The sequence below is a fragment of the Streptomyces sp. NPDC087270 genome (assembly GCF_044744625.1).
Lineage (GTDB): Bacteria > Actinomycetota > Actinomycetes > Streptomycetales > Streptomycetaceae > Actinacidiphila.
Window position 1 is genome coordinate 391,789 of sequence record NZ_JBIUYR010000001.1, and the last position, 24,114, is coordinate 415,902.

Below are 24,114 nucleotides of genomic sequence, written 5' to 3' on the forward strand. Positions count from 1 at the left end.
GCGGTCGTGGCGGTTTGGCGCCTAAGTTAGTCTTCGCGCGGGCGCCCACGCAGTGCTTTCGAGTGACGATGGTAGGCCCGACTATGACGACCCAACGTAGGGGCGGTGTCCGGATGCGCGCAACGCTTCTCCAGATCGACGTGGACCCCGCCGAGCAGCCCGCCGCGCGGCGGGCCCGGGTGGCGGCGCTGGTGCGGGCGCAGGCCGGGGCGGATCTTGTCGTACTGCCCGAATTGTGGCCGGTCGGCGCGTTCGCCTCGGACCTGTTCCCGGCGGAGGCGGAACCGGTCGAGAGCGGGCCCACCGTCGAGGCGATGGCCGCGGCCGCGCGCGACGCCGGGGTGTGGCTGCACGCGGGCTCCGTCGTCGAGCGCGACCCCGAGGGGCCGCTCTACAACACCTCGCTGGTCTTCGCACCCGACGGGGAGCTGCGCGGCGCCTACCGCAAGATCCACCGGTTCGGCTTCGACCGGGGAGAGGCCGCGCTGATGGCTCCGGGTGAGTCCGTCGTCACCGTGCGGCACCCCGAGGCCGTGCTCGGCCTCGCGACCTGTTACGACCTCCGCTTTCCCGAACTCTTCCGGCTGCTGGTCGACGCCGGGTCGGAGATCGTCGTCCTCCCCGCCGGCTGGCCCGCCCGCCGCCTCGCCCACTGGCGGGTCCTGGTGCAGGCCCGCGCGGTGGAGTGCCAGGCGTACGTCCTCGCGTGCGGGACCGCGGGGACCCACGCGGGGGTCGAGCAGGCCGGGCACAGCATGGTCGTCGACCCCTGGGGCGAGATCCTCTGCGAGGCCGGCCCCGGCGAACAGGCCCTCTCCGTGGACCTCGACCCCGCCCTCGTCGCCTCCACCCGGGCGGATTTCCCCGTCCTCCGGGACCGCCGCCTGTGACGGTGCCCTGACCCGCCCGGCTGCCCCGTCCTGTGGACGCCGGGACCTCGCGGTCCGCGCCGGCCGGTCGCGCGACCGGCCGCCGGACCGCACCCGGCAGTGCACCGGAACCGTCGCGGCGGAGAGCCGTACGGCGGAGAGCCGTACATCCGTGCCTCCGCCGCGGAAAGCGGCTCAGTGGGAGTCGTGCTCCTTGGCGATGATGTGGTCCACGCACACCGCGATCGCGAGGAGCATGCCCGCGTCGGCGTCCTCGCGTTCGACGTCGATGGCGTAGGCGTCCCGCAGGGTGAACCAGCGGCGGGAGATGCGGGCGAGCCGCTCCCCGTCGTACTCGATGTCGTACTCCTTGTCGATGAGGTCGCCGCGGATCTCCAGCTCCTCGCCGGAGGCGAGTTCCGCGCGGAAGACCTCGCGCACCAGGGCGAGCCGCTTCTTCTTGACGGTGACCAGGGTCTGCCCGCCGCGCTCGATGGTCATGGCGTCACGCAGGCTGAGCAGCTTCTGGTGGATGACCGCCACCTCGTTGCCGTCGGCGTCCTGGATCTCCAGGGTGTCCCTGATCCGCAGCACCTTGCCGTCCACGTAGAAGGCGCGCCGCCCGTGCTCGTCCTCCACCCAGTAGTCGTCGCCGATCGCGAACATCTTCTCTCGCACCACGTATTTCATGGGGCATGTGTACCCCGGCCGGGGACCGGAATGTGTTCGGTGCCGTGATGCGGTTTGATGGGGATATGACTGCACGCGCACGCGTTCGAGCGCCCGAGCTGGTCGGCAAGGGCGGCTGGCTGAACACAGGTGATCGCCAACCCACCCTCGCTGACCTGCGTGGATCGATCGTGATCCTGGACTTCTGGACGTTCTGCTGCGTGAACTGCCTGCACGTCCTGGACGAGCTGCGCGAGCTGGAGGAGCGGCACCGCGACACCGTGGTGATCGTGGGCGTGCACTCGCCGAAGTTCGTGCACGAGGCGGAGCACCAGGCCGTGGTCGACGCGGTGGAGCGGTACGGCGTGCACCACCCGGTGCTGGACGACCCGGAGCTCGCCACGTGGCGGCAGTACGCGGTGCGGGCGTGGCCGACGCTGGTGGTGATCGACCCGGAGGGCTACGTGGTCGCGCAGCACGCCGGGGAGGGGCACGCGCACGCGCTGGAGAAGCTGGTGAACCGGCTGGAGCAGGAGCACGCCGCCAAGGGCACCCTGCGCCGGGGCGACGACCTGTACGTACCGCCGGAGCCGGTCTCGACGAACCTGCGCTTCCCCGCGAAGGTGCTGTCGCTGCCGGGCAGCGGCCACTACCTGGTGTCGGACTCCACCCGGCACGCGCTGGTGGAGCTGGCGGCCGACGGCGAGACCGTGGTGCGCCGGATCGGCACCGGCGAGCGCGGACTGGCCGACGGCGGCCCGCAGGCCGCCATGTTCAGCGAGCCGCAGGGCCTCGCCCTGCTGCCCGACCGCACCGTCATCGTCGCCGACACCGTGAACCACGCGCTGCGCCGGCTCGACCTGGACACCGGCGAGGTCACCACGGTCGCGGGCACCGGCCGGCAGTGGTGGCAGGGCTCCCCCACCTCCGGGCCGGCCCTGGAGGTGGACCTGTCCTCGCCGTGGGACGTGGCCTGGTTCGACGACCGGGTGTGGATCGCGATGGCCGGCGTGCACCAGCTGTGGACGTACGACCCCGCCACCGAGCGGGTCGAGGTCGCGGCGGGCACCACCAACGAGGGCCTGGTCGACGGGCACGCCGGCGACGCCTGGTTCGCCCAGCCGTCCGGGCTGTCGGCGGCCGACGGCCGGCTGTGGATCGCCGACGCCGAGACGTCCGCGCTGCGCTGGGCCGAGCAGGCGGCCGACGGCGACGGGTACGTGATCCGTACGGCGGTCGGCACCGGGCTCTTCGACTTCGGGCACCGTGACGGCCCGGCCGGGCAGGCGCTGCTCCAGCACCCGCTGGGCGTCACCGCGCTCCCGGACGGCTCCGTCGCGGTGAGTGACACGTACAACAACGCGCTGCGCCGGTACGACCCGGTGAGCGGCGAGGTGACCACGCTCGCGGGCGATCTGCGCGAGCCGTCGGACGCGGCCGTGGTCGACGGCGACGTGGTGGTGGTGGAGTCCGCCGGGCACCGGCTGACCCGGATGCGGCTGCCCGAGGAGGCGGCCCGCGTGCAGGGCGCCGCCCACCGCACGCAGCGGGCGGCGACCGACGTGGCGCCGGGCCCGCTGCGGCTGGACGTGGTGTTCAGCGCGCCGCCCGGCCAGAAGCTGGACGACCGCTACGGTCCGGCCACCCGGCTGCTGGTCGAGGCGACCCCGCCGGAACTGCTGAAGGCGGGCACCGGCAAGGGCACCGACCTCTTCCGGGAGCTGGAACTGGACCCGGCCGTGACCGAGGGCGTCCTGCACGTCTCGGCGATGGCGGCGTCGTGCGACGACGACACGGCCAATCCGTATCCCGCCTGCCATGTGCACCAGCAGGACTGGGGTGTCCCGGTGCGGCTGGTGCCGGGCGGCGACGCCCGGCTGGCCCTCGTCCTGGCGGGCATGGACGAGGGCCCCGCCGAACAGGCTCAGTAGCGGCGGTCCGACGGGTAGTAGCGCTCCTCCACGACGGGCGGCACGTCGCCGTCCGCCGTGGGCGGGATGCGCCGACGCTTGAAGATGCTGACGTACGCGGCGAGTCCGATGATGCCCACGGCCATCATGATCAGGCCGACCAGGTCGACGTTGACGCCCTTCATGTGCCAGTCGGTCGCGAACGTGATGATCGCGCCTACGGCGATGAGGACTATGCAGCCTCCGATGCCCACGATGCCCGCCTCCCTGTCGAGTTGACGGCGTGTGGTGACGGCTGTCGCCTACCCGGACCCCCGACCCGCAATCAGCGCGGTTCCTCGGCGGTGCGGTTCCTCAGTGGTGGCTGCGGCTGTGGCTGTGCGAGTGGTGGCTGTGGCTGCTCCCCGACGTGCTGTGACAGGCGGTCAGCCCGACCCCGCACACCGCGACGACCACGGCGGCGACCACGACGCTCCGACTACGGCTGCTGGCAAGGCTGTTGGTACGGCTGGTGCTGTCGCTGCTTCTGTGCGTGCGGCTCGGCATGGCGCGGTATCCCCCGGGGGTGTCTTCGGCTGCGGTGTTCGAACGGACATCCTGCCGGGAGAGTTTCACAGCGCGGTGACAGGAACATCCCATTCGCTCGACAGGATGCGCGGATCGGCGATCATGGCGGTATGCGACGCCGGAGGAGCGGGCCGCGGACCTGCACGCGGCATTCGCCGACCCCGACATCAAGGCGGCGATCAGCAGCATCGGTGGGGTTTGGCGCCGCGACGGGTCCGGTCTGTTTCCGGGTGCGGCCCGGTGGCCGGTTGCTCGCGCGGCTCTCCCCCGGAACTTCGCCTGGGAGGTACTCCCACGCGCCCTGTTGTGGCCGCTCGCCTTGGTCGTGCGCAGGCTTCCGAGCCACGGGTGCCGGCTGAATCGTGCGGAAGACGTCCACCATCAGGGGCGCGGGGAACTGCGCGACCAGCCCACCACCGGCCGTCAGGTCCGGGAACCGTCAGGGTGAGGCAGCCGGGACGGACCCGCCCGACGCGTCGACCACCGTGCCAGGCAACGCGCCGCCGTCCTGCGTGCGTTCGAGCGGTACGCCCCGGACACGATGATCGTCTTCGACGTCGACCTCGGCCACACCGACCCGCAGCAGGTCATCCCCTACGGCGGCCAGGTCCGCGTCGACGGCCCCGCCCGCCGTATCACGGTGACGTACTAGGAGGTACCGGCCACCGGCAGGACGGGGCAGCCGGGCGGGTCAGCTCGCCAGGAACGCGGTGAGGGCGTTCGCCAGGTGGTGCGGGTCGTCCGCGCCGGCGAGCTCGCGGGCGGAGTGCATGGAAAGCAGCGGCACCCCGATGTCCACGGTGGTGATGCCGTGGCGCGCCGCGGTGATCGGCCCGATCGTCGTCCCGCAGGGAATCGTGTTGTTGGAGACGAAGTGCTGCAACGGCACCCCGGCCCGCTCGCACGCGGCAGCGAACACCGCCCGGCCCACCCCGTCGGTGGCGTACCGCTGGTTGACGTTCGTCTTGAGGATCGGCCCCCCGTTCGCCCGCGGGTGATGGCTCGGGTCGTGCCGCTCCGCGTAGTTGGGGTGCACGGCGTGCCCGACATCGGAGGACGCGCAGACCGTCGAGGCCAGCGCGCGCAGCACGTCCTCCTGGTCACCGCCCCGCGCCAGCACGGACCGCTCGAAGACCCGCCCGAGCAGGGGCCCGCCGGCCCCGGTGTCGGACTGGCTGCCGGTCTCCTCGTGGTCGAACGCGGCCAGCACGGGCACGAACGCGAGGTCGGGCCGCGCGGCCGCCGCGATGAGCGCGGCCACGCCCGCGTGCACGGAGAGCAGGTTGTCCAGCCGGGGGGACGCGAACAGTTCGCGGTCGCGCCCGAGATACGCCGGCGGCTGGACGTCGTGCGTCATGAGGTCCCACCCGGTGACGTCGGCCTCGGCGACGCCCGCCTCCTCGGCGAGGAAGGCGATCAGGTCGCCCTCGGTCGCGTCGCCCAGGCCCCACAGGGGCTGGAGGTGGCGCTGCCGGTCCAGGGTGAGCGCGTCGTTCGCCGAGCGGTCGAGGTGCACGGCGAGCTGGGCCACCCGCAGCAGCGGCCGGTCGACGTTCACCAGGCGGGTGGAGCCGTCGCGCAGCGACAGCCGCCCGGCGATGCCGAGGTCGCGGTCGAGCCAGCTGTTGAGCAGCGGGCCGCCGTAGATCTCGACGGCGACCTGGCGCCAGCCGTGCGAGCCGAGGTCGGGCTGCGGCTTGACCCGCAGGTTGGGGGAGTCGGTGTGCGCGCCGACCACGCGGAACGGGGTGTGCGGTGCGGCGCCCTCGGGCACGTACCAGGCGACGACGGCGCCGCCGCGCACCACGTACCGCCCGCCGGCCCCGCCGCCGGTGCCGTCCTCCCACCGCTCGGCCTCCTCGACCCGGCGGAATCCGGCCGCGTCCAGCCGCTCGGCCACGGAGGCCGCGGCGTGGTACGGAGAGGGCGCGGATCGTACGAACGCGGCCAGGTCGTCGGTGTGCCCGCGGTCGAACGCAGGGTGCTGAGAGGTCATGGCAGCAGCTTAGTTTCGGCTCGGTTCCAGCCCCACCCGGCCGTTCGCCCGGTGGTCAGGCGGCGGCACCCGACGGCGGTCCGGCCGCACACGACGGTGTGCCGCCGCCCCGGAAGGGCGGCGGCACACCGTCGTGCCTCGGTCAGAACGCCTCTTCGGGCAGGTCCATGACGTCGAGCGTGACGGCCTCGGCCAGTGCCCGTGCCGTGCCGACCTCCGGCAGGACGGTGGCCGCGAAGAACTTCGCCGCCGCGACCTTGCCCGCGTAGAACGCCTGGTCCTTGCCGGTCGCCGCCGGCAGCTTCTCCGCGGCCACCGCGGCGCCGCGCAGCAGCAGGTAGCCGGTGACGACGTCGCCGGAGGCGAGCAGCAGCCGGGTGGAGTTCAGCCCCACCTTGTAGATGGAGCGCACATCCTGCTCGGTGGCCGCGAGGTCGGTGAGCATGGTGCCGACGATCGACTCCAGGTCGGCCGCGGACTTCGCGAGCTGGTCGCGGGCCGGGGCCAGGTCCTGCCCGCCCGGTGCCTCGGCGAGGAACTTCTTGATCTCCTCGCTGAGCGCGGTCAGCGCCTGCCCCTGGTCGCGGACGATCTTCCGGAAGAAGAAGTCCTGGCCCTGGATCGCGGTGGTGCCCTCGTAGAGGGTGTCGATCTTGGCGTCCCGGATGTACTGCTCGATCGGGTACTCCTGGAGGTACCCGGAGCCGCCGAAGGTCTGAAGTGACTGGGCGAGCTGCTCGTAGGACCGCTCGGAGCCGTAGCCCTTGACGATCGGCAGCAGCAGGTCGTTGAGCCCGTGGAGCTGCTTGGTGTCCTCGCCGCGGGCCTCGGCGGCCTCGATGCTGTCCTGGACGGTCGCCGTGTAGAGGACGAGGGAGCGCATGCCCTCCGCGTACGCCTTCTGCGTCATCAGCGAGCGGCGTACGTCGGGGTGGTGGGTGATGGTGACCTTGGGCGCGGCCTTGTCGGTGAACTGGGCCAGGTCCGGGCCCTGGACCCGCTCCTTGGCGTACTCCAGCGCGTTGAGGTAGCCGGTGGAGAGGGTGGCGATCGCCTTGGTGCCGACCATCATGCGGGCGAACTCGATGATCCGGAACATCTGGCGGATGCCGTCGTGCCGGTCGCCGATCAGCCAGCCCTTGGCGGGGTGCCGGTCGCCGAAGGTCAGCTCGCAGGTGTTGGACGCCTTCAGGCCCATCTTGTGCTCGACGTTGGTGGCGTACACGCCGTTGCGCTCGCCCAACTCGCCGGTGGTGAAGTCGAACTCGAACTTCGGGACCATGAACAGCGACAGGCCCTTGGTGCCGGGTCCCGCGCCCTCGGGGCGGGCCAGCACGTAGTGGATGATGTTGTCGGTCAGGTCGTGCTCGCCCGAGGTGATGAAGCGCTTGACGCCCTCGATGTGCCAGCTGCCGTCCTCCTGCCGGACCGCCTTGGTGCGGCCGGCGCCGACGTCGGAGCCCGCGTCGGGCTCGGTGAGGACCATCGTGGTGCCCCACTGCTTCTCGACCGAGACGGCCGCGATCTTCTTCTGCTCCTCGGTGCCCTCCTCGAAGAGGATGCGGGCGAAGGCGGGACCGGAGCCGTACATCCACACGGCCGGGTTGGCGCCCAGCACCATCTCCGCGAAGGCCCAGATCAGGGAGCGGGGCGCGGTGGTGCCGCCGATCTCCTCGGGCAGGCCGAGCCGCCAGTACTCGGCGTCCATGAAGGCCGCGTAGCTCTTCTTGAACGACTCGGGCAGCGGCGCGGTGCTGGTCTCGGGGTCGAACACCGGCGGGTTGCGGTCGGCGTCGGCGAACGAGTCGGCGAGCTGGCGCTCCGCGAGGCGGGCGATCTCGCTCAGGACGTCCTTCGCGGTGTCCACGTCCATCTCGGCGAACGGACCGGTGCCGTAGACCTGGTCGCGGCCCAGGACCTCGAAGAGGTTGAACTCGATGTCGCGGAGGTTCGACTTGTAGTGGCCCATGACGGAGGCTCCGTATCGCAGTCAAGAAGAAGGCTTCACCCGAAATGATGCTACCGGTCGGTAATAAGGCGCAACCCCTTCCGGCCGGATGTGACGCCTTCCTCGTTGCCCGCCCGCCCGGGTCGATACCCTTGGGCCCGTGTACGGCTACGAGCAGAGCGGGAACGGCGGGCCCGGCGGTCCGATGGGCGCAGGCCCGATGGGTCCGCCGATGGGTGCGCCCATGGGCTCCCCGATGGGCGGCGGTCCGATGGGCGGCCCCGGCTACCAGGACCCCTCTCCCGCGTACCCGGAGCCGTCGCCGCCGTCGCTGGCCGACGCGGTCCGGGCGTTCACCACGGGCGCGATGATGGCCGAGGACTTCCAGGCGATCTTCGCCACGTCCAAGGTGTACTGCCCGCGCGGCGAGAACCCCGGGTTCCTGGCCCTGCACGACACCCAGCAGCCGGTCATCCCGATGTTCACCTCGCTCAAGGAGCTGCGGCGGTACGCGGGCAAGGAGTCGAAGTACTTCGTGATCACCGGGGCCGAGGTGCTGGACCTGCTCCCCACCGGCTACGGCTTCGTGCTCGACATCGACGGGCAGCACCGGATGGTGTTCGACGCGAAGGCGGTCGAGCAGATGGTCGACTTCACGATGCGCCGGATGTACGGCTAGCTCGTCAACGGGTCCGCTGGCTCGTCAACGGGTCCGCCCGGGTCGCCCGCAAGCACGCGGTGGGAGCCGCACGTACCAAGAGGCGCGGGGAACCGCGCGACAAGCCACCCACCGGCGGGTGGTCCCTGGAACCGCGCGACAGGCCACCCACCGGCGGGTGGTCCCTGGAACCGCGCGACAAGCCACCCACCGGCGGGTGGTCCCTGGAACCGACAGAACGCACCACCCCGGCGGGTCTGCTCGCCGTGAGGGAATGCTCACGCCTTGCGAGATGTTCAGAGTTCAACTACTTTGGAAGCTGAGCATTCGCTAGGAGGCCGTCATGCCCGCAGTGACCGTAGAGAACCCGTTGAGCCTGCCCCGGGTGAGTCCGGCGCAGGGGAGCACGCCGAGGCCCGCGCTCGCGGTGAGCACCGCGCCGAGCGGACTGGAGGGCGAGGGCTTCCCGGTCCGCCGCGCCTTCGCCGGAGTCGACTACCGCCACCTGGACCCGTTCATCCTGATGGACCAGATGGGTGAGGTGGACTACGCGGCGGGTGAGCCGAAGGGCACCCCGTGGCACCCGCACCGTGGCTTCGAGACGGTGACGTACATCATGGACGGCACCTTCGTGCACCAGGACAGCCACGGCGGTGGCGGCACCATCACCAACGGCGACACCCAGTGGATGACCGCCGGGTCCGGGCTGCTGCACATCGAGACGCCGCCCGAGTCCCTCGTGCTGAGCGGCGGCCTCTTCCACGGGCTCCAGCTGTGGGTGAACCTCCCGAAGGCGGACAAGATGATGCCGCCGAAGTACCAGGACATCCGCGCGGGCGGCCTGAAGCTGCTCACCTCCGAGGACGGCGGCGCCCTCATCCGCCTGATCGCCGGGGACCTCGGCGGGCACCAGGGCCCGGGCGCCACCCACACCCCGATCACTATGATCCACGTCTCGGTGAACCCGGGCGCGACCGTCACGCTGCCGTGGCGGGCGGACTTCAACGCGCTCGCGTACGGACTCGCCGGCAGCGGCTTCGCCGGACCCGAGGCCCGCCCCTTCCACCTCGGCCAGGCGGTCGTCTTCGGCAAGGGCGACGCGCTCACGCTGCGCGCCCACGACAAGCAGGACTCCCGCAGCGCGAACTTCGAGGTCGTCCTGCTCGGCGGGCTTCCCATCCGCGAGCCGATGATGCAGTACGGCCCGTTCGTCATGAACTCCCACGCCGAACTCGCCCAGGCCTTCGACGACTTCCAGGCCGGCCGGCTCGGCACGATCCCGGCGGACTCCCCCCTGGGCCGCTGACGCCGGCGCACCGACCGCAAGGACCCCACCGACCGCACCGACCGCACCGACCGCACCGACCGCACCCGCGGGGGGCGGGTGCAACGGAATTGCCACAGAGAGTGGCGGGTGGTTGAGGGCCGGGAGCGGGGCTCCCTACCGTGGCCGGTGTGACGGCGAATGTGGGGGACGTGGTTGCGGGCCGCTACAGGTTGGTCGAGCTGGTGGGCCAGGGCGGCATGGGGCGGGTGTGGCGCGGCCACGACGAGGCGCTCGAACGCGCGGTGGCGGTCAAGGAGATCCTGGTCCCGCAGGGCACCTCCGCCGTGGAGCAGCGGGTGCGGGTCGAGCGGGTGCGGCGGGAGGCGAAGATCGCCGCGAACCTGCGCCACCCCGGGATCGTCGGCGTCTACGACATCGTGGAGCGCGAGGGCGCGCCGATGATCGTGATGGAGTACGTCGCGGGCCGCTCGCTGCGCGCCGTCCTCGACGAACGCGGGCCGCTGCCGGTGGCGGAGACCGCGGAGATCGGGGCGGCCGTACTGGACGCGCTCGCGCACGCGCACGCCGCGGGCGTGGTGCACCGCGACGTCAAGCCGGACAACATCCTGCTGGCCGAGGGGCGCATCGCCCTCATGGACTTCGGCATCGCCCGCCTCACGGAGGGCAGCACGACGCTGACGGAGTCGGGCGCGATGGTCGGCACGCCGAGGTACATGTCCCCCGAGCAACTGGAGAGCAAGGAGGTCACGGGCGCGTCGGACCTGTGGTCGCTGGGGGCGACGTTGTACACCGCGGTGGAGGGCCGGCCGCCCTTCACCGGGGAGACGCTCACGAACCTGTACGTGGCGATCCTGCTCCAACCGCTGCAACCGCCGCAGCGGGCAGGCGAGTTGGCGCCACTGCTGACGGCCCTGCTGACGAAGGCGCCGGCCGGGCGGCCGGACGCGGCTTGGGTGGCGGGGTTCCTCGACCAGGTGCTCGCCCGGCAGCGACGGCCGGCGGCAGGGGACGGCTCCACCCGGTACCTGACCGACCAACAGCCCCCGGGAGCACCGCTGTTACCCCCGTCGGTCCGCCCGGCGCACAGCCGTCGCGCCCTCCTCGCCGCCGGGCTCGGCGTCGTGGTCGCGGCAGGCGTCGGCATTCCGCTCGCCGTGGAGCACGGCGGCTCGCACGAGAGCGGCAAGGGCGCCGCAGCCGGCAACGGCACCCCGTCCGGCTCCGGCGGCGCCCACTCCGCGGCCGGCGGCAAGGTGACCCTCACGCCCCGTGCCACCCTGGCCGGCGACAGCGCGCGGGGCATCTACGGCATCGCGTTCAGCCCCGACGGCAGCACGCTGTCGGCCGCCCAGGGCGCGGGCGGAGTCAGCGTCTGGGACGTCCGCACCCATCAGCACCGGGTCACCCTCCCGACGAGCAGGCGCGCCACCGCGCCCGGCACCGAGTCGGTCTACGCCGTGGCGTACCGCCCGGACGGCAAGACCCTCATCAGCGGAAACGGCGACGGAACCGTCGAGGTGTGGGACATGCGCACCTACGGAGCGGTCTCCTCGCTCGACGCGCACACGAACGACGGCGCGTGGATCAGGTTCCTCAGCGTCCTCGCGCTCAGCCCGGACGGCAAGCTCCTGGCGACCAGCTACAACGACACGGTGGTCTCGCTCTGGGACCTCACCTCGAACGCGCGCGTCGCCCAGCTCAAGGGCGGTGGCGAGTGGTGGGCCCAGGCGATGGCGTTCAGCCCCGACGGCAAGCTGCTCGCGGTCGGCTGCGGCGACACTCTGAGCGATGCCACCAGTGACCGCGGTCACCTCGACCTGTGGGACGTCTTCCTCAGAAGCGAGATCTCGACGCTGTCCACCACCAACTGCAACCTGAACTCGGTGGCGTTCAGCCCCGACAGCCGCACCCTCGCCGCCGCCACCGGCGAGGGCAACGTCCAACTGTGGGGCGCCGCCACCCGGGAAGCCGGATACCGGCTCACCAACCCCCGTTCCACGGCCAGTTCACTGGCCTACAGCCGGGACGGCACCATGCTGGCCAGTGGCAACTCCGACGGCACGGTCTCCCTCTGGTCCACCGCCACCCGCAAGATCCTCGCCACCGCCGACACCGGCGCCGTCCTCAACACCACCCCCCACGGCACCCCCGCCACCTGCGTCGCCCTCAGCCCCGACGGCAAAACCCTCGCCACCGGCGGAGCCCGCCTGATGCTGTGGACCCTCGCCACCTGACCCCGTAGCCGCCCAACCCGCCTCCGGCGGCGAGGGAGTGCCCCCTTCTGTGCGGGTCGTTGGTCATCGCTCCGCGGCGGTGGGGAGGGGGCCGAGTTCTGCGAGGAGGCCGCGGAGGTCGGAGGCGGCTTCGGGGTGGGCGGCGATGAGCCGGCGGAAGCGGGCCTGCCACTGGGCGCGCAGCTCGGCGAGGGTGTGCTCGCTGTCGCGGGAGGGGTGGAGGTCGGCCGCCGCGGCCTCCCGCTGGTCAGCGGTTAACTCGGAGGCGACCGCGTCCGTTTGGTCGGGTTGGAGCGCCTGCCAGAACCGGATGACGGCGCCGCGGACCGCCTGCCAGGTGTCGGCGGCCATCAGAGTGACCAGTGTGGTGCCGGCTTCTTGCGTGAGTGCTGTGATTTCCGGGTCCACTGCTCTCCTGATCGTGTCGTTCGCAGTCGTGCGATTGCCGTGCTTTCTCTCAATAGGATCGCATAAATCGCAGGTGGGGTAAGGCGATTCGGCGGTGCGTACGAGATGGCCTGTTTCTTTCGGAATCGACCCAAAACAATATTGCCCCTTTGGGGCCGGTGCTACCGTGGGCGGGATACCGGAATGTGCAGGTCGAACTCGGTCCGAGGGGGCAACTGTGACAAGGCCGTGGGACGCAGATCCGGATACCGGTTTTCGGCGGCGGTTGGGCAAGTCCCCCCAGGAGTTGGGTGTCACCTCCGACAGCCCCGACTGCCCCGACCTGTGGGAACTGGAGAACGGCGACATCGCCGTGATCGGCCGCGACCTGTCCGCGTCACTCGGTCAACGGCTGCCGGCCGGCGTCTCGTTGGGGGCGGACGAGCGGCTGGTGGTGATCCCGCGGAGCATGCTCGTCGCGGCGAAGCCGGACATCCCCGGTGTTTGACTCGTTCGCCGCCGCCAGGCCCGAGCGGCTCGACCGGCCCGCGTACCACGCGGAGTTCTACCGGATCTTTTCGAGCGGAATCCGGCACATGAACAAACTGGAGCGCGGCCAGCACTTCAAAGAGCGGGGCTTCGCCAGTTGAGAGGCGTTCGCCGCCGGTGAATGGGACACGGCGATCCGGCTCATCGAGGACCGCCGCGACAGCTACGCCGAACAGGTGCGCGAGGCGCGCCGCCTCGGGGTCCTCCAGCGGCGGCTGCGGGTGGTGGAATTCCCGCTGACGCCCTACCTGCAATGGGAGTTGTACGTCCTGCGGGTGCGCACCCAGGTGGGCGACCCGATCCGGATTCTCGACGCCCGCACCATCGCCGCCATCGAGCAGCGCCACCCCGTACCCGAAGTGGTCGTCCTCGGGGACGTCGCCATGTTCGAGGTGAAGTACGACGCCGACGGCAACGCGGACGGCGCCAACCGCTTCACCGACCCCGCCCTCATCGCCGAGACCTCCGCGGGCTTCGACACCCTCTACGCCCGCGCCGAGGAGTACGACGCCTTCTTCGCCCGCGAGGTCGCCCCGTTGCCCGCCCCGGCCACGACCCCGTAGGGCCCCGGCCCGGCCTTGGGGTTCGCGACCCTAGAGTCGGGTCGCGGTGCGGACCAGGGCCGCGAGGGGGCGGGAGTGGGTGTGCGGCGGCCAGGCGATGACCGTGATGACCTTGGGGGCGTCGACGAGGGGCACGGCGGTGAGGTCGTCGAGGAGATGGGTGCGGGAGGACTCGGGGAGGATGGCCGCGGCCCGGCTCAGGGAGATGAGCTGGAGCAGTTGGGTGTGGTCGCGGACCTGGGGTCCGGGCCCCTCGGGGAAGGTGCCCTCGACGTCGGGCCAGCGGGGCAGCGGCAGGTCGGGCAGCGCGGCGACGTCGGCCATCCGCAACTCCGCACGGGTGGCGAGGGGATGCCCGGCCGGGAGGACCACCACCTGCTCCTCGGAACGGAGTTCCTCCGTGTCGAACCCGGCCGTCGAGTCGAACGGCAGGTGCAGCAGCGCGACGTCGGCCCGCCCGTCGCGCAGCAGCCGCTCCTGCTCGCCCGGCCCGCACAGCACGACGTCCACGGGCACCGCGTCGGGCTCGGCCGCGTAGGCGTCGAGCAGTTTCGCCAGCAGTTCGTTGGACGCCCCGGCCTTCGTGACGAGCACGACACCCGCACGGCCGCGCACCGCAGCCGCACGCCGGGCCCGCCGCTCCGCGGCGTCGACCGCGTCGAGCGCCGCCCGCGCCTCCCGGAGCAGCACCGCCCCCACCTCGGTCAGCGCGACACCGCGGCTCGTACGCTCCAGCAGCGGCGCCCCGAGCCGCCGCTCCAGCCGCTGGATCGCCCGCGACAACGGCGGCTGCGCGATCCCGAGCCGCCCTGCCGCCCGCCCGAAGTGCAGCTCCTCCGCGACGGCGACGAAGTACCGCAGCTCCCGCGTCTCCATACCGCCAAGGTACCCGACACGCCGCCGGCGCGGACCGAAACGCCAGCGATGAGCTGCGGCCATACCCGTGCGGTATCGCCGCCCACCTACTTGGTCTTGGCGCCCGGACCCGGGTGCGGAGCACGCTGGAAGACATGAGCGAAGAGACGAACGGACCCGTGAACGGCCAGGACGGCGGCCAGGCCGGCAGGCAGGCCGGCGGTCAGGACGGCAGCCAGGCCGGCGGCCGGACGATCGCGCTGGTCACCGGCGCGAACAAGGGCATCGGATACGAGATCGCGGCCGGCCTCGGCGCCCTCGGCTGGAGCGTCGGCGTCGGCGCCAGGAACGACGAACGCCGGGAAGCCGCCGTACAGAAACTCCGGAAGGACGGCGTGGACGCGTTCGGCGTCCCGCTCGACGTGACCGACGACGCGAGCGTGGCCGCCGCCGCCCGCCTGATCGAGGAGCGCGCCGGCCGCCTCGACGTCCTCGTCAACAACGCCGGCGTGACCGGCGCCGCGCCGCAGACGCCCACCACCGTCGCCCTCGACACCGTACGGACGGCCGTGGAGACCAACGTCATCGGCGTCCTCCGCGTCACCAACGCGCTGCTGCCGCTGCTGCGCCGCTCGGCGTCGCCGCGGATCGTGAACATGTCCAGCAGCGTCGGCTCCCTCACCCTCCAGAGCACGCCCGGCGCCGAGGTGGGCCCGATCTCCGCGGCGTACGCGGCGTCGAAGACGTTCCTCAACGCCGTCACCGTCCAGTACGCCAAGGAGCTGGCGGACACGAACATCCTGATCAACGCGGGCTGCCCCGGCTACTGCGCGACCGACCTCAACGGCTTCCGCGGGGTGCGCACCCCCGAGCAGGGCGCCGGGATCGCGATCCGGCTCGCGTCCCTCCCCGACGACGGCCCGACCGGCACCTTCTCCGACGACGCCGGCGTGGTGCCTTGGTAGACGGTCCCTGATGCACGGCCCCGCGACGGCCCCGCTACAGCCCCACGAAACGCACGGGCGCTGACGGTGCGGCCCGTGCCAGGATGCCCGCATGTCAGGACGCGCGCTGAGCTTCGGAGCGAGGGCGGAGGCGTACGAGCGCTTCCGCCCGGGGTACCCCGACGAACTGGTCGACGTGGTGGCGGAGTTCGCGGGCCGCCCGGTGCGCACGGCGCTGGAGATCGGTGCGGGGACCGGCAAGGCCACCCGCCTGTTCGCCCGCCACGGCATCGCGGTCACCGCGACCGAGCCCGACGGCGCGATGCTCGCGGAGCTGCGCAAGCACGTGCCGGCACACGTCCGCACGGTGCGGGCCGCGTTCGAGGAGCTGCGACCGGGCGGCGCGGGCGGCACCGGCGGCACCGGCGGCGGCGAAAGCCCGGGTGAGGGCGCAGGCGAGGGCGGGGCCGGGGCCGGGATCAGGGCCGGGGCCGGGGTCGGGGTCGGGACGTACGGCCTGGTCTACGCCGCCGCGGCCCTGCACTGGACCGACCCGGACGGCCGCTGGCCCCGCGTGGCCGCGCTCCTCGAACCGGGCGGCGTGTTCGCCTCCTTCGGCGGTCCGGTCGAACTGGCCGACCTCGCCCTGGCGGAGGCGATACGCGCCGCCCGCGCACCGTTCCTGGACAGCGACGACATCCCGTCGCCCGACGGCACACCCCCGGACCACGCCATGCAGTGGCCGGGCACGGAACTCCGACGGTCCGCGTGGTTCACCGACGTCCAACAGGTGCTGATTCGGCGGCGGTTGACGATGAGCGCCGACGACTACCTCGGCCACCTCTCGACCATCTCGGCCTATCTGATGCTGCCCGCCCCGGAACGGGCCCAGGCGTTCCGCGCGATCGGCCAGGTCCTCCCCGCCACGGTCGGGATCGCCGCGGACATCACCGCCCACCTCGCCCGCCGCCGCCCCGACCCCGCGGCGCCGAAACCGAGTTGAGGTCCGGCGCCCCCTCGGGTTTCCTGTGCTGATGGCCGACCTCCGCCTGCGCATCCACCAGCCCGCCGACGAGGCCGCGTTCCGCGACTGGCAGCACGTCCACAACACGATCATCCCGACGCACGTCCTGTCCCTGGCCGACGTACGGGACCGGTCCCGGCGCCACCACCTCGAAGTCGCCTACCTCGACGACGTGTTGGTGGGATGCAGTACGGTGCGCCCGCCGGCGGACGACACCCGGACCGCCACCGTGATCGCCCGCGTGCTGCCTCCGTACCGCCGCCGCGGGTTCGGCGCGCGGCTCTACGCGCGAGGGCTCGACCGCGCACGCGAGCTTGGAGCCGAGGTGGTCGAGACCGTCGTGCTGTCCTCCAACGAGGACGGACTGCGCTTCGCCTCGCGGCACGGCTTCGCCGAGATCGAGAGGTACCTGCTGCCCGGCGACACGATTCCCTGGATCGACCTCCGCCTCAGCTGACGCCGGCCTGCCCGCGGCCGGTGGAGACCGGGGCGTCGGTGCAGAGCTGGGCGGCGAGGGTGGTGGCGGCCCACTCCTCCCACGCCTCGGGGGACCAGCCCCGATCGCGGACGAAGATCAGGTACAGCTCCGGGCTGAGCAGCCCGTAGAGCAGGTCGGCGGCGCGGTCGGCATCGACGTCGGGGCGGGCGTCGGGCTTGGCGGTCAGTGCCTTCGCCGCGGCGTGCTGGACGGTGTAGCGCGGGTCGGGACCGGCGGCCGGCCACTGCGCGGCGATCTCCGGGTCGGTGGCCGCCGCGGCCGCGATCACCGGCATGATCGGGGCGACACGGCCGAGGATGTCGGCTACTCCCCTTACGTGGGAGCGCAGTTGACCGGCCGCCGTGGGCTCGGCGCACGCCGCGCGGAACCACGCGCGGTCCATCGTGGCGACCGGTTCGGCGTCCCCCGCGATGGTCGTGTCGACGACGGCCTTGAACAGCCCGCGCTTGGTGCGGAAGACGAAGTACACGGTCTGGACGGCCACACCCGCGCGATCCGCCACCTCCTGGAGGCTCGTCACGCCGTACCCCTGCGCGACGAACAGGTCCCGCGCCGCCGCGACGATCTTCTCGCGGGTGCGCCGCGAGCGCTCGGCCCGCTTGTCGGGGCGCTTGACGCTTCCGCCGGTTCCCTTGACTTCATCCATGACCGGAGTCTATCTCTAGAGTCAGTCACTAGAGATGAACTCTAGTTTCCTGGAGGGGTGTGGCGATGGGCGAGACACGAACGGCCGCGGAACTCGATCAAGAGGCCGCGGTGCGCGGCTACATGGAGGACTTCTACCGGGATGGCAAGCCGCCGTGGGACAGCGGGATCACCCCGCCCGAGCTGGTGGCCCTGGTCGAAGGCCCCGACGCACTGGCGCCGGGCCGGGCGCTCGAACTCGGCTGCGGCACCGGGACCAACGCGGTGTACCTGGCCAGGCACGGCTGGCAGGTGGCGGCCGTCGACCTGGTCGACCGCGCGGTCCGGCAGGCGAGGGAGAAGGCCGCGGCGGCCGGAGTGGACATCCCCGTGCTGTGCGCCGACGCCACCCGGCTCGACGAGGTGGGCCTGCCCGGCCCTTACGACCTGTTCTTCGACCTGAGTTGCTACTGCGGGATTCCCCCGCACCGCCGCGACGCTTACGCGGCCGGCCTCACCCGGCGGGCCGCCCCCGGCGCGCACCTGCTGATGTTCGGCTACGGGCCCGGGGCCTTCGACGACCTGGTGTCCGGCGTCACCGCCGACGAACTCACCGCCAGGTTCACCGGGTGGCGGCTGGTCGACGTGACACCCGGCACCAATCCCGTCCCGACGTTCTGGTTCACGCTGCACCGCACCGCCACCACGGCCTGAGCCCTGGCTGACGACCGCCGGCGGCCGGACATCCAGGACACCCGGCCGCCGCTTTCCCACTGCCGACCTTGCCCAGGCACAGGGTGGCGATTGGGTGGAACGAGCTGCGTCTCATCTGCGGCCCGATCAGCCCACGGGCAGCCCGAGTTGGTCGGCCAGGTCGTCAAGTCCCTTGGCGTGCAGGTCGAACCGGTCCGCCGGCGTCGGCGGGTCCCCGACGGGACGGGCCACGTACGCGGTGCGCAGCCCGAGGCGCTGGGCTCCGCGCAGGTCCCAGGCGTGGGCGGCGACCATCAGCAGCCGCTCCGGCGGCACTCCGGCCACGGTGACCGCGAGTTCGTAGACGGCCGGGGTCGGCTTGTACGTGCGCGCGTCCTCAGCCGACAGCGCCTGGTGCCAGCGCAGACCCGCGTGGGCGTTGAGCCCCAGCAACGCCGTCCGGCCGGCGTTGGAGAGCCCGATCAACGGGAAGTGTGCGGCGAGGCGGGCGAGACCGGCCACGGTGTCGGGCCAGGCCGGCAGCCGCCGGCCCGCCAACGCCAGCGTGTCGACTGCGGCTGCATCACCGAACCCCGCCGCCTCGGCGACGAGTTGAGCGGCCTCGCGGTCCAGAACGTCGCTGGCGGCGTAGGGCCGGCTCCCGTCCAGGATGCGCTGCTGGGCATCCTCGATGTGGCGCTGCCACACCTGCAACAGCTCCTCGACCGCGCTGTCGGCGAGCGACGGAACGAGGCCACGGATTCCGGCGCGGATTCCGGCGGGTTCGTCGACGAGCGTGCCGAGCACATCGAACACCAGGGCGTCGATCTCAGGGGCGGGCATGTGCGAGTTCTCCCGAGCGGATGGGGGTCAGAGGGTGGGGAAGTCGTTCGCCTGCACGGCAGTGAGGAAGGAGGTCCACGCGTCGGCGGTGAAGGTGAGGACGGGGCCTTGGGGGTCCTTGGAGTCGCGGACCGGGACGATGCCGGGGGCGCCATCGGCTACTTCGACGCAGCTGTCGGGGTTCGGGCCGTCGCTGTAGGACGACTTGCGCCAGGTGTACGGCATGTCACGTGCTCCTTCGACGGGGCGAGTGTCGAGCGGGACGTGGTGCTGGGAGAGAATAAGTGTGGGCGCACGCGACTTCTTTGGGTAGTCGCGTGCGCCCGTTTGGCCTGAATTGCGGTCAGGCGGTGGGGAATTCGTGCGCCTGGACAGCCGAGACGAACGACGTCCACGCGTCAGCGGTGAAGGTCAGGGCCGGGCCCTGGGGGTCCTTGGAGTCGCGGACCGGGACGATGCCGGGGTGGCCGTCGGCCACCTCGATGCAACTGTCGGGGTCCGAGCCGTTGCTGTAGGACGACTTACGCCAGGCGGCAGTGCTCAGATCGACGGTGGTGTGAGACATGACGTGTGGTCCTCCAGTGCGCTTCGCAGCAGATCAAGGGACTCGGAGGGAGCCAACGCGGAGTCCCGCAGTCGATCGTAGGACAAACGCAGTTCTTCCACTTCCTCGAATTCCTCGATGAGTTGGCCGCTCCAACTGCTCTCCACATAAGCGACCGTTCGTCCGGTCGGCAGCCAGAGTAGCTTCATCGAGCTGGGAAGCAGCCGATACAGGCCGGCCCGGAATGGTACGACCTGGATGGCGATGTTGGGCTGTTGTGCGGCTTTGATGAGCTTCTCAAGCTGCTCGATCCACACGCCTGGGTCGAGCGTGGGCCGTCGCAGCACAGACTCGTCGATGAGGCTGCGATAGTCGATCGGCTTTTCCCCGCTGAGGATCTCCTGCCGTTTGATCCGTGCGACCACTCCCGCGGCCTGCTGCTCTGTACTCGCTGTTTCGGCCGCGCGGAGTTGGTCCTTGGCGTAGCCCTTCGTCTGAAGCAGTCCGGGGACCGTACTCACGCAGAACTCCTGGATGCTGGTGGCGTCCGCCTCCACCTCCGCGAAGCCCCCGTACCTGCTCCGCTTCGCTTCCTCCTTGGCCAGCAGCCAGAGCTTGGCCACGTGCCCGGTTCCGTAGACCCTGTCCAGCGCCTGCGCGGCCTCCAGGGTGCCCAGACGGCCGCCGGTCTCCAGGCGGTGCAGGTACGACTGCTCGTAATTGCAGCGGTCGCCCAGTTCCACGAGGGTCCAGCCGTGGAGCTTGCGCAGGCGCGCGAGCTCCTCCGCGTACATACTCCGAGCGGTGATGGTAGCTTCCTCGGCGTTGTTCATCAGAAAAGAGAGCCCTTTCTCCTTGTCCTGGCACCAGGTCAAACGGCGCACTGCGCGCGCATGGTGCCAGATGGTTGCGTAGTTTCGGTCTGCCGTTTTCCGTGCATGGCTCGCCAACTAGTCCCATATGTACGGCAACGGCTCACCTCTGCCGATCGTAGAGTGCGCACGGCATTCTTGTTCACGGAACGTCAGGAATCGATCACAGAGAGACCGAACGCATGCTGTATCCGGAAGGCACATGGGTGGTGGACACGATGACGGGAGACCTCGGCGAGGTGCTGCGGCAGACCGGTGGCCTGCTGTCCCTCCAGCGCCCCGGGCGGGGCGGGTTGTGGTCGGCGGACCCCGGAAGCGTGCGGCCGGCCACCGAACGCGACCTGCGCGTAGAGGCGTTGACGGGCACGTTCGTCGTGGCGGCAACCGGAACGAGGACGTGAGGAGTTGGGGGACATGCCGGTGCGGCGCGCGCAGCGCTTCATCTGCGGCAGGCGGACGCTGGTGCCGGACGAGCTGGTACGTACGGTGCTCAGCCTGGTGAAGGCGGACGACGTGTACGCGTACACCCGGGAGGACATGTTCGCGACGCTCGTGTGCACGATCGAGGTGCACCGAGGGCCGATTCACTACGGTGCGGCGCTCAACCTGCGCGGGCCGGAGGCCGGGACGCTGTGGGCGCTGTGGCGGGACGGCGGCACCCCGAGCGCGGTGATCGAGATACCGGACTGCCCGGCCGGGCGGGAAGTGGACAGCCCGTGCAGCGAGTTCGAGGGGCACCCGGGCGGGCACAGCTGGGAGCTGGACGATCCGCCGCGGATAGCGACCGCGTTTCCGCTGCCACGCCGGTCGTGGATGTAGCGGCGGGACGTCCCGAACATGCGCGCGGCGAAGGGGTATCGAGCCGTGGAGCCGTCGCCGGGACGACCGTCGTCCGTGAGTCGTAGAGCCGTAGAGCGGCAGAGCCGTAGAGAAGGAACACCGCGCATGATCAGCATTCCGCCCGCACCGGCCGAGTTCCCGGAGTTACCCGGACCCGCGCGGCGGTGGACCCTCACGTCCGTCGACGGGCACACCCTCAGCGGCTATCTGCCGCCGTGGGCCGGGGACGACCCGAGCGAACACCACGTGCCCGTGGACCAGTTGGCTCATCGGCTCGCCGACATCCACCACAGCGCCCGCTTCCCCGGGCAGACCGCCACCGTCTACACCGCGGCCGACCGATCCGGGCGCCCTTCCGAGCAGGAGATCTTCTCCTGCACCCTCGACTGCACGCCCTACGCCGAACTCCCCGACCCTCGCGTGCCGGTGGCCAACGTCCATCTGTGTGAGGAGAGTTGGTTCATCGACCTCGACCCGGAGGGGCTGCTGCAAGTAGCCGATCTGCTTCGCGCCCAGGCCGATCTGCTCGACCGCAAGGTGCGGCCTGCTCTGATCGCGGCTCGCGAGGACTGGGCCAGCGGCACTCACTCCGAGCCCCAGGGCTCGCCCTGACTCCCTGGCCGGTGGCTCTGCCGGCGTCTGGCGTGGGCGTCCTCCAGCGCTTCCAGCGCCTGGTCCTCGCCCAGGGTGTCGCCGACCGCGCGGTAGGCGTGCCCGGCGGCGGCGAGGATGGCGATGGCCTCGTCGTAGCGCCGTGCCTCCATCAGCGCGGCCCCGAGGTTGCTCAGCGCGGCGGCCTCGTCGGCGTGCGCGGCCGCCGCCCGGTAGAGGGTGGCCGCCGCGGCGAGCGCGGTGACGGCCTCGTCGTGGCGGCCCGCGCCGAGTTCGGCCAGGCCGAGGTTGTTCAGGGCGATGGCCTCGCCCTGGTGGTCGGCGGTGGCCCGGTGGATGGAGGCCGCCGCGGTGAGCGCGGTGACCGCCCCGTCGTGGCGGCTCGCCTCGATCAGCGCGGCGCCGAGGTTGGTCAGCATCGCCGCCGATCCCGTGAGGTCGCCGCGCTCGTGAAGGATCTCGGCGGCGGCCGTCGCGAGGGCGGTGCAGTCGTCGAAGTGCCGGCCGTGCACGAAGTACCCGGCGAGCACCGCGGCGAGGTCGGTCTCCGCGGGGTGGTCGTGGCGGGGCGCGGTGACGGTGGCCGCGGTGACGAGGTTGGCGCGTTCGGCGTCGAGCCAGGCCAGCGCCTGCGCGCGGTCGCCGAACACGTCGTCGTACGCGTCGTCGTACGGTGCGCCGTCCCGCGTCTCCCACCGGGCGTCGGCGGCCCTCGCGGTGGCGAGGTAGTGGTCGAGCAGGCGGGCCGCGGCCTCGTCGCGGTGGTCGGCCTCGGCGTGCTCGCGGCCCAACTCCTCGGCGAATTCCCTGATCTGGTCGTGCAGCCGCCAGTGGTCCCGCGACCCCGCGAGGCGTACGACGAGGTGGGCGCGGGCGAGGTCGCTCAGCAACTCCTGTGCGGTCTGCGCCTCTTGACCGATGAGGGCGGCTTGACCGATGAGGGCGGCGGCGGCCCGGGTGGAGACGTGGGGGCCCGCGTCGAGGGGAAGCAGCCGCACGAGTTGGGCCTGGCCGGGGGTGCGGTGGCGGTAGGCCAGGTCGAAGGCGGCGCGGACGGCCTGTTCGGCGCCGGGGTGGCGGATCGGGTCCAGCCGGGTGTGCTCGGCTCGGAGCGCCTCCGCCATCGCGGCGAGCGGCTGCGCCGGGCGCTCGGCGAGCAGGGCGGCGGTGATCCGTAGCGCGAGGGGCAGGCCGGCGCACAACTCGGCGATGCGCAGGGCGTCTTCGGGCGCGTCGTCCACACGCGTGTCGGCCGGGCCGCGCAGCTGGTGCAGGGCCTGACGCAGGACCTCGACCGAGGCGGCGGGACCGAGGGCGGCCACCTCGTGGCGCCGGGCTGCGATGTCCATCGTGCGACGGCAGGTGACGAGCGCGGCCGTGTGCGGGTCGGCCGGAAGCAGGGCGCGGGTGCGGGTCTCGCTGCCCGCGTTGTCGACGACCACCAGAAGCCGGCGGCCCTGCTCGGCGTAGGCCGCGAGCACCCCTCGGAACAGGCTCACCCGGCCCGGCAGTTGGTCCGGTATGTGCTCGGGCGGCATCCCGAGCGCCCGCAGCCACCCGTCCAGTACGCGATGCGGCACCAGGCGGCGGTCCGGGTCGGGGTCATGTCCGTCGAGATCCGCGAACAGCACGCCGCCGGGGAACCAGCCCGGCTCGGCCAGCACCCGGAACGCCGCCTGCACGGCCACTTCGGTCACCCCGACCCCAGCGAGCCCCGGCACCGCGGTGACCAGCACCACCCGTTGCCCTTCGGCCCCCCTGTCAGCGGCCGGGTCCAACACGGCCACCAACTCGCCCAACTCCGCTGCCCGCCCTGCGAAAGCCCCCGAGGGAGCGGGCAGCCCCGTCACCTCGGGCAGCACGCTCCCGGCCAACTCAACGGTGACAGGGCGGCCTTGAACCACCAGGTCGAAGAGCACCCGGCCCCCGTGGGCGCCGCCCTCCCCGCTGTCGCCGCCGCCGTCCTCGGAGTTCGTGACCTTGTCCGCGGAATCCACAACCGCCCCCCAGGCGAGACGTACCGCTCCTCACACCCGCACTATCCAGAAGCCAATCTAGGTGCGTTCGGCGAGCGATGTCGCGCACGGCCGTCCGGCGAGTGCGCGGCGCCCGACCTTGCGGTGGTG

28 protein-coding genes and 2 pseudogenes are annotated in these 24,114 nt (G+C 71.8%); 17 read left to right on the plus strand and 13 right to left on the minus strand.

What is annotated here, in order from left to right:
- The first annotated feature begins 113 nt into the window (after positions 1 to 113).
- Entirely contained in the window at positions 114 to 890 is a 777-nt protein-coding gene (locus tag ACIPAE_RS01705) for a carbon-nitrogen family hydrolase (RefSeq protein WP_402442216.1), read from the plus strand.
- Between the two features lie 174 nt (positions 891 to 1,064).
- Here ACIPAE_RS01705 and ACIPAE_RS01710 read toward each other — a convergent pair whose 3' ends face one another.
- Positions 1,065 to 1,559, minus strand: coding sequence for an LURP-one-related family protein (locus tag ACIPAE_RS01710; RefSeq protein ID WP_329366872.1), 495 nt, complete (start codon positions 1,557 to 1,559; stop codon positions 1,065 to 1,067).
- 65 nt (positions 1,560 to 1,624) lie between these two features.
- On the opposite strand from ACIPAE_RS01710, the gene ACIPAE_RS01715 reads away from it, so the two are divergent.
- The gene (locus ACIPAE_RS01715) at positions 1,625 to 3,469 is read left to right on the plus strand and encodes an NHL domain-containing thioredoxin family protein (RefSeq protein WP_402442218.1); all 1,845 of its coding nucleotides are present in this window, start codon (positions 1,625 to 1,627) and stop codon (positions 3,467 to 3,469) included.
- Here ACIPAE_RS01715 and ACIPAE_RS01720 read toward each other — a convergent pair.
- Together ACIPAE_RS01720 and ACIPAE_RS01725 are read right to left on the minus strand one after the other, a co-directional pair.
- Positions 3,463 to 3,702 (minus strand): DUF6458 family protein, encoded by a 240-nt coding sequence (locus tag ACIPAE_RS01720; protein WP_329366869.1) that lies wholly within the window; start codon positions 3,700 to 3,702, stop codon positions 3,463 to 3,465. The genes ACIPAE_RS01715 and ACIPAE_RS01720 overlap by 7 nt on opposite strands.
- A 100-nt stretch (positions 3,703 to 3,802) precedes the next feature.
- Entirely contained in the window at positions 3,803 to 3,994 is a 192-nt protein-coding gene (locus tag ACIPAE_RS01725) for a hypothetical protein (protein ID WP_402442220.1), read from the minus strand.
- Positions 3,995 to 4,085: 91 nt separating this feature from the next.
- Between ACIPAE_RS01725 and ACIPAE_RS01730 the strand changes: the two genes are divergently transcribed.
- On the plus strand, positions 4,086 to 4,463 hold the full coding sequence (locus tag ACIPAE_RS01730) for an LD-carboxypeptidase (RefSeq protein WP_402442647.1): 378 nt from the start codon (positions 4,086 to 4,088) through the stop codon (positions 4,461 to 4,463).
- A 39-nt stretch (positions 4,464 to 4,502) separates the two neighbouring features.
- A pseudogene (locus ACIPAE_RS01735) lies at positions 4,503 to 4,667 on the plus strand (LD-carboxypeptidase); the annotation flags it as partial.
- 39 nt (positions 4,668 to 4,706) lie between these two features.
- On the opposite strand, the gene ACIPAE_RS01740 reads toward ACIPAE_RS01735, so the two are convergent.
- Complete coding sequence (locus ACIPAE_RS01740) at positions 4,707 to 6,011, minus strand: M18 family aminopeptidase (protein WP_366413032.1); 1,305 nt, start codon at positions 6,009 to 6,011, stop codon at positions 4,707 to 4,709.
- Positions 6,012 to 6,153: 142 nt separating this feature from the next.
- The gene (locus tag ACIPAE_RS01745; protein ID WP_366413031.1) at positions 6,154 to 7,980 is read right to left on the minus strand and encodes an acyl-CoA dehydrogenase; all 1,827 of its coding nucleotides are present in this window, start codon (positions 7,978 to 7,980) and stop codon (positions 6,154 to 6,156) included.
- A 139-nt stretch (positions 7,981 to 8,119) separates the two neighbouring features.
- On the opposite strand from ACIPAE_RS01745, the gene ACIPAE_RS01750 reads away from it, so the two are divergent.
- From ACIPAE_RS01750 to ACIPAE_RS01760, 3 genes are all read left to right on the plus strand, one after another.
- Positions 8,120 to 8,638 carry an SseB family protein gene (locus tag ACIPAE_RS01750; protein ID WP_402442222.1) on the plus strand — a complete coding sequence of 173 codons (519 nt, stop codon included), beginning with the start codon at positions 8,120 to 8,122 and terminating at the stop codon, positions 8,636 to 8,638.
- Positions 8,639 to 8,960: 322 nt separating this feature from the next.
- Positions 8,961 to 9,923: a pirin family protein gene (locus ACIPAE_RS01755; protein WP_329366861.1), complete on the plus strand. Its 963-nt coding sequence runs from the start codon at positions 8,961 to 8,963 to the stop codon at positions 9,921 to 9,923.
- A gap of 149 nt (positions 9,924 to 10,072) precedes the next feature.
- The gene (locus tag ACIPAE_RS01760) at positions 10,073 to 12,139 is read left to right on the plus strand and encodes a WD40 repeat domain-containing serine/threonine protein kinase (protein ID WP_402442224.1); all 2,067 of its coding nucleotides are present in this window, start codon (positions 10,073 to 10,075) and stop codon (positions 12,137 to 12,139) included.
- Positions 12,140 to 12,202: 63 nt separating this feature from the next.
- On the opposite strand, the gene ACIPAE_RS01765 is transcribed toward ACIPAE_RS01760, so the two are convergent.
- Complete coding sequence (locus ACIPAE_RS01765) at positions 12,203 to 12,490, minus strand: hypothetical protein (RefSeq protein ID WP_402442226.1); 288 nt, start codon at positions 12,488 to 12,490, stop codon at positions 12,203 to 12,205.
- Positions 12,491 to 12,764: 274 nt separating this feature from the next.
- On the opposite strand from ACIPAE_RS01765, the gene ACIPAE_RS01770 reads away from it, so the two are divergent.
- From ACIPAE_RS01770 to ACIPAE_RS01780, 3 genes and pseudogenes are all read left to right on the plus strand, one after another.
- A complete protein-coding gene (locus ACIPAE_RS01770; protein ID WP_329366855.1) occupies positions 12,765 to 13,034 on the plus strand; it encodes a hypothetical protein in 270 nt (89 codons plus the stop codon).
- Positions 13,027 to 13,176 (plus strand): hypothetical protein, encoded by a 150-nt coding sequence (locus ACIPAE_RS01775; protein WP_402442228.1) that lies wholly within the window; start codon positions 13,027 to 13,029, stop codon positions 13,174 to 13,176. Before ACIPAE_RS01770 ends, ACIPAE_RS01775 begins: the two co-directional genes overlap by 8 nt.
- Before the next feature lie 12 nt (positions 13,177 to 13,188).
- Positions 13,189 to 13,638: pseudogene (locus tag ACIPAE_RS01780) on the plus strand (DUF6879 family protein); the annotation flags it as partial.
- Between the two features lie 30 nt (positions 13,639 to 13,668).
- Here the strand turns inward: ACIPAE_RS01780 and ACIPAE_RS01785 are convergent.
- Complete coding sequence (locus ACIPAE_RS01785; RefSeq protein WP_402442229.1) at positions 13,669 to 14,514, minus strand: LysR family transcriptional regulator; 846 nt, start codon at positions 14,512 to 14,514, stop codon at positions 13,669 to 13,671.
- A 134-nt stretch (positions 14,515 to 14,648) separates the two neighbouring features.
- Between ACIPAE_RS01785 and ACIPAE_RS01790 the strand changes: the two genes are divergently transcribed.
- The 3 genes from ACIPAE_RS01790 (at position 14,649) to ACIPAE_RS01800 (ending at position 16,918) form a co-directional block, all read left to right on the plus strand.
- On the plus strand, positions 14,649 to 15,458 hold the full coding sequence (locus tag ACIPAE_RS01790) for an SDR family oxidoreductase (protein ID WP_402442231.1): 810 nt from the start codon (positions 14,649 to 14,651) through the stop codon (positions 15,456 to 15,458).
- 91 nt (positions 15,459 to 15,549) lie between these two features.
- Positions 15,550 to 16,440, plus strand: a complete 891-nt coding sequence (locus ACIPAE_RS01795; protein WP_402442233.1) for a class I SAM-dependent methyltransferase — start codon at positions 15,550 to 15,552, stop codon at positions 16,438 to 16,440.
- Positions 16,441 to 16,471: 31 nt separating this feature from the next.
- Complete coding sequence (locus tag ACIPAE_RS01800) at positions 16,472 to 16,918, plus strand: GNAT family N-acetyltransferase (RefSeq protein ID WP_402442235.1); 447 nt, start codon at positions 16,472 to 16,474, stop codon at positions 16,916 to 16,918.
- On the opposite strand, the gene ACIPAE_RS01805 is transcribed toward ACIPAE_RS01800, so the two are convergent.
- Positions 16,911 to 17,606, minus strand: coding sequence for a TetR/AcrR family transcriptional regulator (locus ACIPAE_RS01805; RefSeq protein ID WP_402442236.1), 696 nt, complete (start codon positions 17,604 to 17,606; stop codon positions 16,911 to 16,913). The genes ACIPAE_RS01800 and ACIPAE_RS01805 overlap by 8 nt on opposite strands.
- 65 nt (positions 17,607 to 17,671) lie before the next feature.
- Between ACIPAE_RS01805 and ACIPAE_RS01810 the strand changes: the two genes are divergently transcribed.
- Entirely contained in the window at positions 17,672 to 18,298 is a 627-nt protein-coding gene (locus ACIPAE_RS01810; protein WP_402442238.1) for a class I SAM-dependent methyltransferase, read from the plus strand.
- Between the two features lie 126 nt (positions 18,299 to 18,424).
- Here ACIPAE_RS01810 and ACIPAE_RS01815 read toward each other — a convergent pair whose 3' ends face one another.
- The 4 genes from ACIPAE_RS01815 to ACIPAE_RS01830 all read right to left on the minus strand — a co-directional run bounded on the left by ACIPAE_RS01815 (position 18,425) and on the right by ACIPAE_RS01830 (position 20,497).
- Positions 18,425 to 19,120 (minus strand): haloacid dehalogenase type II, encoded by a 696-nt coding sequence (locus tag ACIPAE_RS01815; RefSeq protein WP_402442240.1) that lies wholly within the window; start codon positions 19,118 to 19,120, stop codon positions 18,425 to 18,427.
- 27 nt (positions 19,121 to 19,147) lie between these two features.
- Complete coding sequence (locus tag ACIPAE_RS01820) at positions 19,148 to 19,345, minus strand: DUF397 domain-containing protein (RefSeq protein WP_329366837.1); 198 nt, start codon at positions 19,343 to 19,345, stop codon at positions 19,148 to 19,150.
- Positions 19,346 to 19,463: 118 nt separating this feature from the next.
- Positions 19,464 to 19,685 (minus strand): DUF397 domain-containing protein, encoded by a 222-nt coding sequence (locus ACIPAE_RS01825; RefSeq protein WP_402442242.1) that lies wholly within the window; start codon positions 19,683 to 19,685, stop codon positions 19,464 to 19,466.
- Positions 19,661 to 20,497, minus strand: a complete 837-nt coding sequence (locus ACIPAE_RS01830) for a helix-turn-helix transcriptional regulator (protein WP_402442244.1) — start codon at positions 20,495 to 20,497, stop codon at positions 19,661 to 19,663. Before ACIPAE_RS01830 ends, ACIPAE_RS01825 begins: the two co-directional genes overlap by 25 nt.
- 221 nt (positions 20,498 to 20,718) lie before the next feature.
- Between ACIPAE_RS01830 and ACIPAE_RS01835 the strand changes: the two genes are divergently transcribed.
- From ACIPAE_RS01835 to ACIPAE_RS01845, 3 genes are all read left to right on the plus strand, one after another.
- Positions 20,719 to 20,937 (plus strand): hypothetical protein, encoded by a 219-nt coding sequence (locus ACIPAE_RS01835; protein ID WP_366413018.1) that lies wholly within the window; start codon positions 20,719 to 20,721, stop codon positions 20,935 to 20,937.
- A gap of 13 nt (positions 20,938 to 20,950) precedes the next feature.
- Complete coding sequence (locus ACIPAE_RS01840; protein ID WP_328466829.1) at positions 20,951 to 21,355, plus strand: hypothetical protein; 405 nt, start codon at positions 20,951 to 20,953, stop codon at positions 21,353 to 21,355.
- A gap of 126 nt (positions 21,356 to 21,481) precedes the next feature.
- Positions 21,482 to 21,988 carry a DUF6907 domain-containing protein gene (locus tag ACIPAE_RS01845; protein WP_402442247.1) on the plus strand — a complete coding sequence of 169 codons (507 nt, stop codon included), beginning with the start codon at positions 21,482 to 21,484 and terminating at the stop codon, positions 21,986 to 21,988.
- On the opposite strand, the gene ACIPAE_RS01850 is transcribed toward ACIPAE_RS01845, so the two are convergent.
- Positions 21,961 to 23,985, minus strand: a complete 2,025-nt coding sequence (locus ACIPAE_RS01850) for a tetratricopeptide repeat protein (protein WP_402442248.1) — start codon at positions 23,983 to 23,985, stop codon at positions 21,961 to 21,963. The genes ACIPAE_RS01845 and ACIPAE_RS01850 overlap by 28 nt on opposite strands.
- Positions 23,986 to 24,114 lie beyond the last annotated feature (129 nt).

What these genes read in the sequence shown, in the direction of transcription:
- ACIPAE_RS01765 (WP_402442226.1), bottom strand. Translation starts at nt 12,490, where the DNA reads ATGGCCGCCGACACCTGGCAGGCGGTCCGCGGCGCCGTCATCCGGTTC.
- ACIPAE_RS01785 (WP_402442229.1), bottom strand. Translation starts at nt 14,514, where the DNA reads ATGGAGACGCGGGAGCTGCGGTACTTCGTCGCCGTCGCGGAGGAGCTG.
- ACIPAE_RS01810 (WP_402442238.1), top strand. Translation starts at nt 17,672, where the DNA reads ATGGGCGAGACACGAACGGCCGCGGAACTCGATCAAGAGGCCGCGGTG.
- ACIPAE_RS01725 (WP_402442220.1), bottom strand. Translation starts at nt 3,994, where the DNA reads ATGCCGAGCCGCACGCACAGAAGCAGCGACAGCACCAGCCGTACCAAC.
- ACIPAE_RS01745 (WP_366413031.1), bottom strand. Translation starts at nt 7,980, where the DNA reads ATGGGCCACTACAAGTCGAACCTCCGCGACATCGAGTTCAACCTCTTC.
- ACIPAE_RS01710 (WP_329366872.1), bottom strand. Translation starts at nt 1,559, where the DNA reads ATGAAATACGTGGTGCGAGAGAAGATGTTCGCGATCGGCGACGACTAC.
- ACIPAE_RS01820 (WP_329366837.1), bottom strand. Translation starts at nt 19,345, where the DNA reads ATGCCGTACACCTGGCGCAAGTCGTCCTACAGCGACGGCCCGAACCCC.
- ACIPAE_RS01830 (WP_402442244.1), bottom strand. Translation starts at nt 20,497, where the DNA reads ATGAACAACGCCGAGGAAGCTACCATCACCGCTCGGAGTATGTACGCG.
- ACIPAE_RS01840 (WP_328466829.1), top strand. Translation starts at nt 20,951, where the DNA reads ATGCCGGTGCGGCGCGCGCAGCGCTTCATCTGCGGCAGGCGGACGCTG.
- ACIPAE_RS01800 (WP_402442235.1), top strand. Translation starts at nt 16,472, where the DNA reads ATGGCCGACCTCCGCCTGCGCATCCACCAGCCCGCCGACGAGGCCGCG.
- ACIPAE_RS01835 (WP_366413018.1), top strand. Translation starts at nt 20,719, where the DNA reads ATGCTGTATCCGGAAGGCACATGGGTGGTGGACACGATGACGGGAGAC.
- ACIPAE_RS01740 (WP_366413032.1), bottom strand. Translation starts at nt 6,011, where the DNA reads ATGACCTCTCAGCACCCTGCGTTCGACCGCGGGCACACCGACGACCTG.
- ACIPAE_RS01825 (WP_402442242.1), bottom strand. Translation starts at nt 19,685, where the DNA reads ATGTCTCACACCACCGTCGATCTGAGCACTGCCGCCTGGCGTAAGTCG.
- ACIPAE_RS01805 (WP_402442236.1), bottom strand. Translation starts at nt 17,606, where the DNA reads ATGGATGAAGTCAAGGGAACCGGCGGAAGCGTCAAGCGCCCCGACAAG.
- ACIPAE_RS01845 (WP_402442247.1), top strand. Translation starts at nt 21,482, where the DNA reads ATGATCAGCATTCCGCCCGCACCGGCCGAGTTCCCGGAGTTACCCGGA.
- ACIPAE_RS01815 (WP_402442240.1), bottom strand. Translation starts at nt 19,120, where the DNA reads ATGCCCGCCCCTGAGATCGACGCCCTGGTGTTCGATGTGCTCGGCACG.
- ACIPAE_RS01755 (WP_329366861.1), top strand. Translation starts at nt 8,961, where the DNA reads ATGCCCGCAGTGACCGTAGAGAACCCGTTGAGCCTGCCCCGGGTGAGT.
- ACIPAE_RS01790 (WP_402442231.1), top strand. Translation starts at nt 14,649, where the DNA reads ATGAGCGAAGAGACGAACGGACCCGTGAACGGCCAGGACGGCGGCCAG.
- ACIPAE_RS01705 (WP_402442216.1), top strand. Translation starts at nt 114, where the DNA reads ATGCGCGCAACGCTTCTCCAGATCGACGTGGACCCCGCCGAGCAGCCC.
- ACIPAE_RS01795 (WP_402442233.1), top strand. Translation starts at nt 15,550, where the DNA reads ATGTCAGGACGCGCGCTGAGCTTCGGAGCGAGGGCGGAGGCGTACGAG.
- ACIPAE_RS01715 (WP_402442218.1), top strand. Translation starts at nt 1,625, where the DNA reads ATGACTGCACGCGCACGCGTTCGAGCGCCCGAGCTGGTCGGCAAGGGC.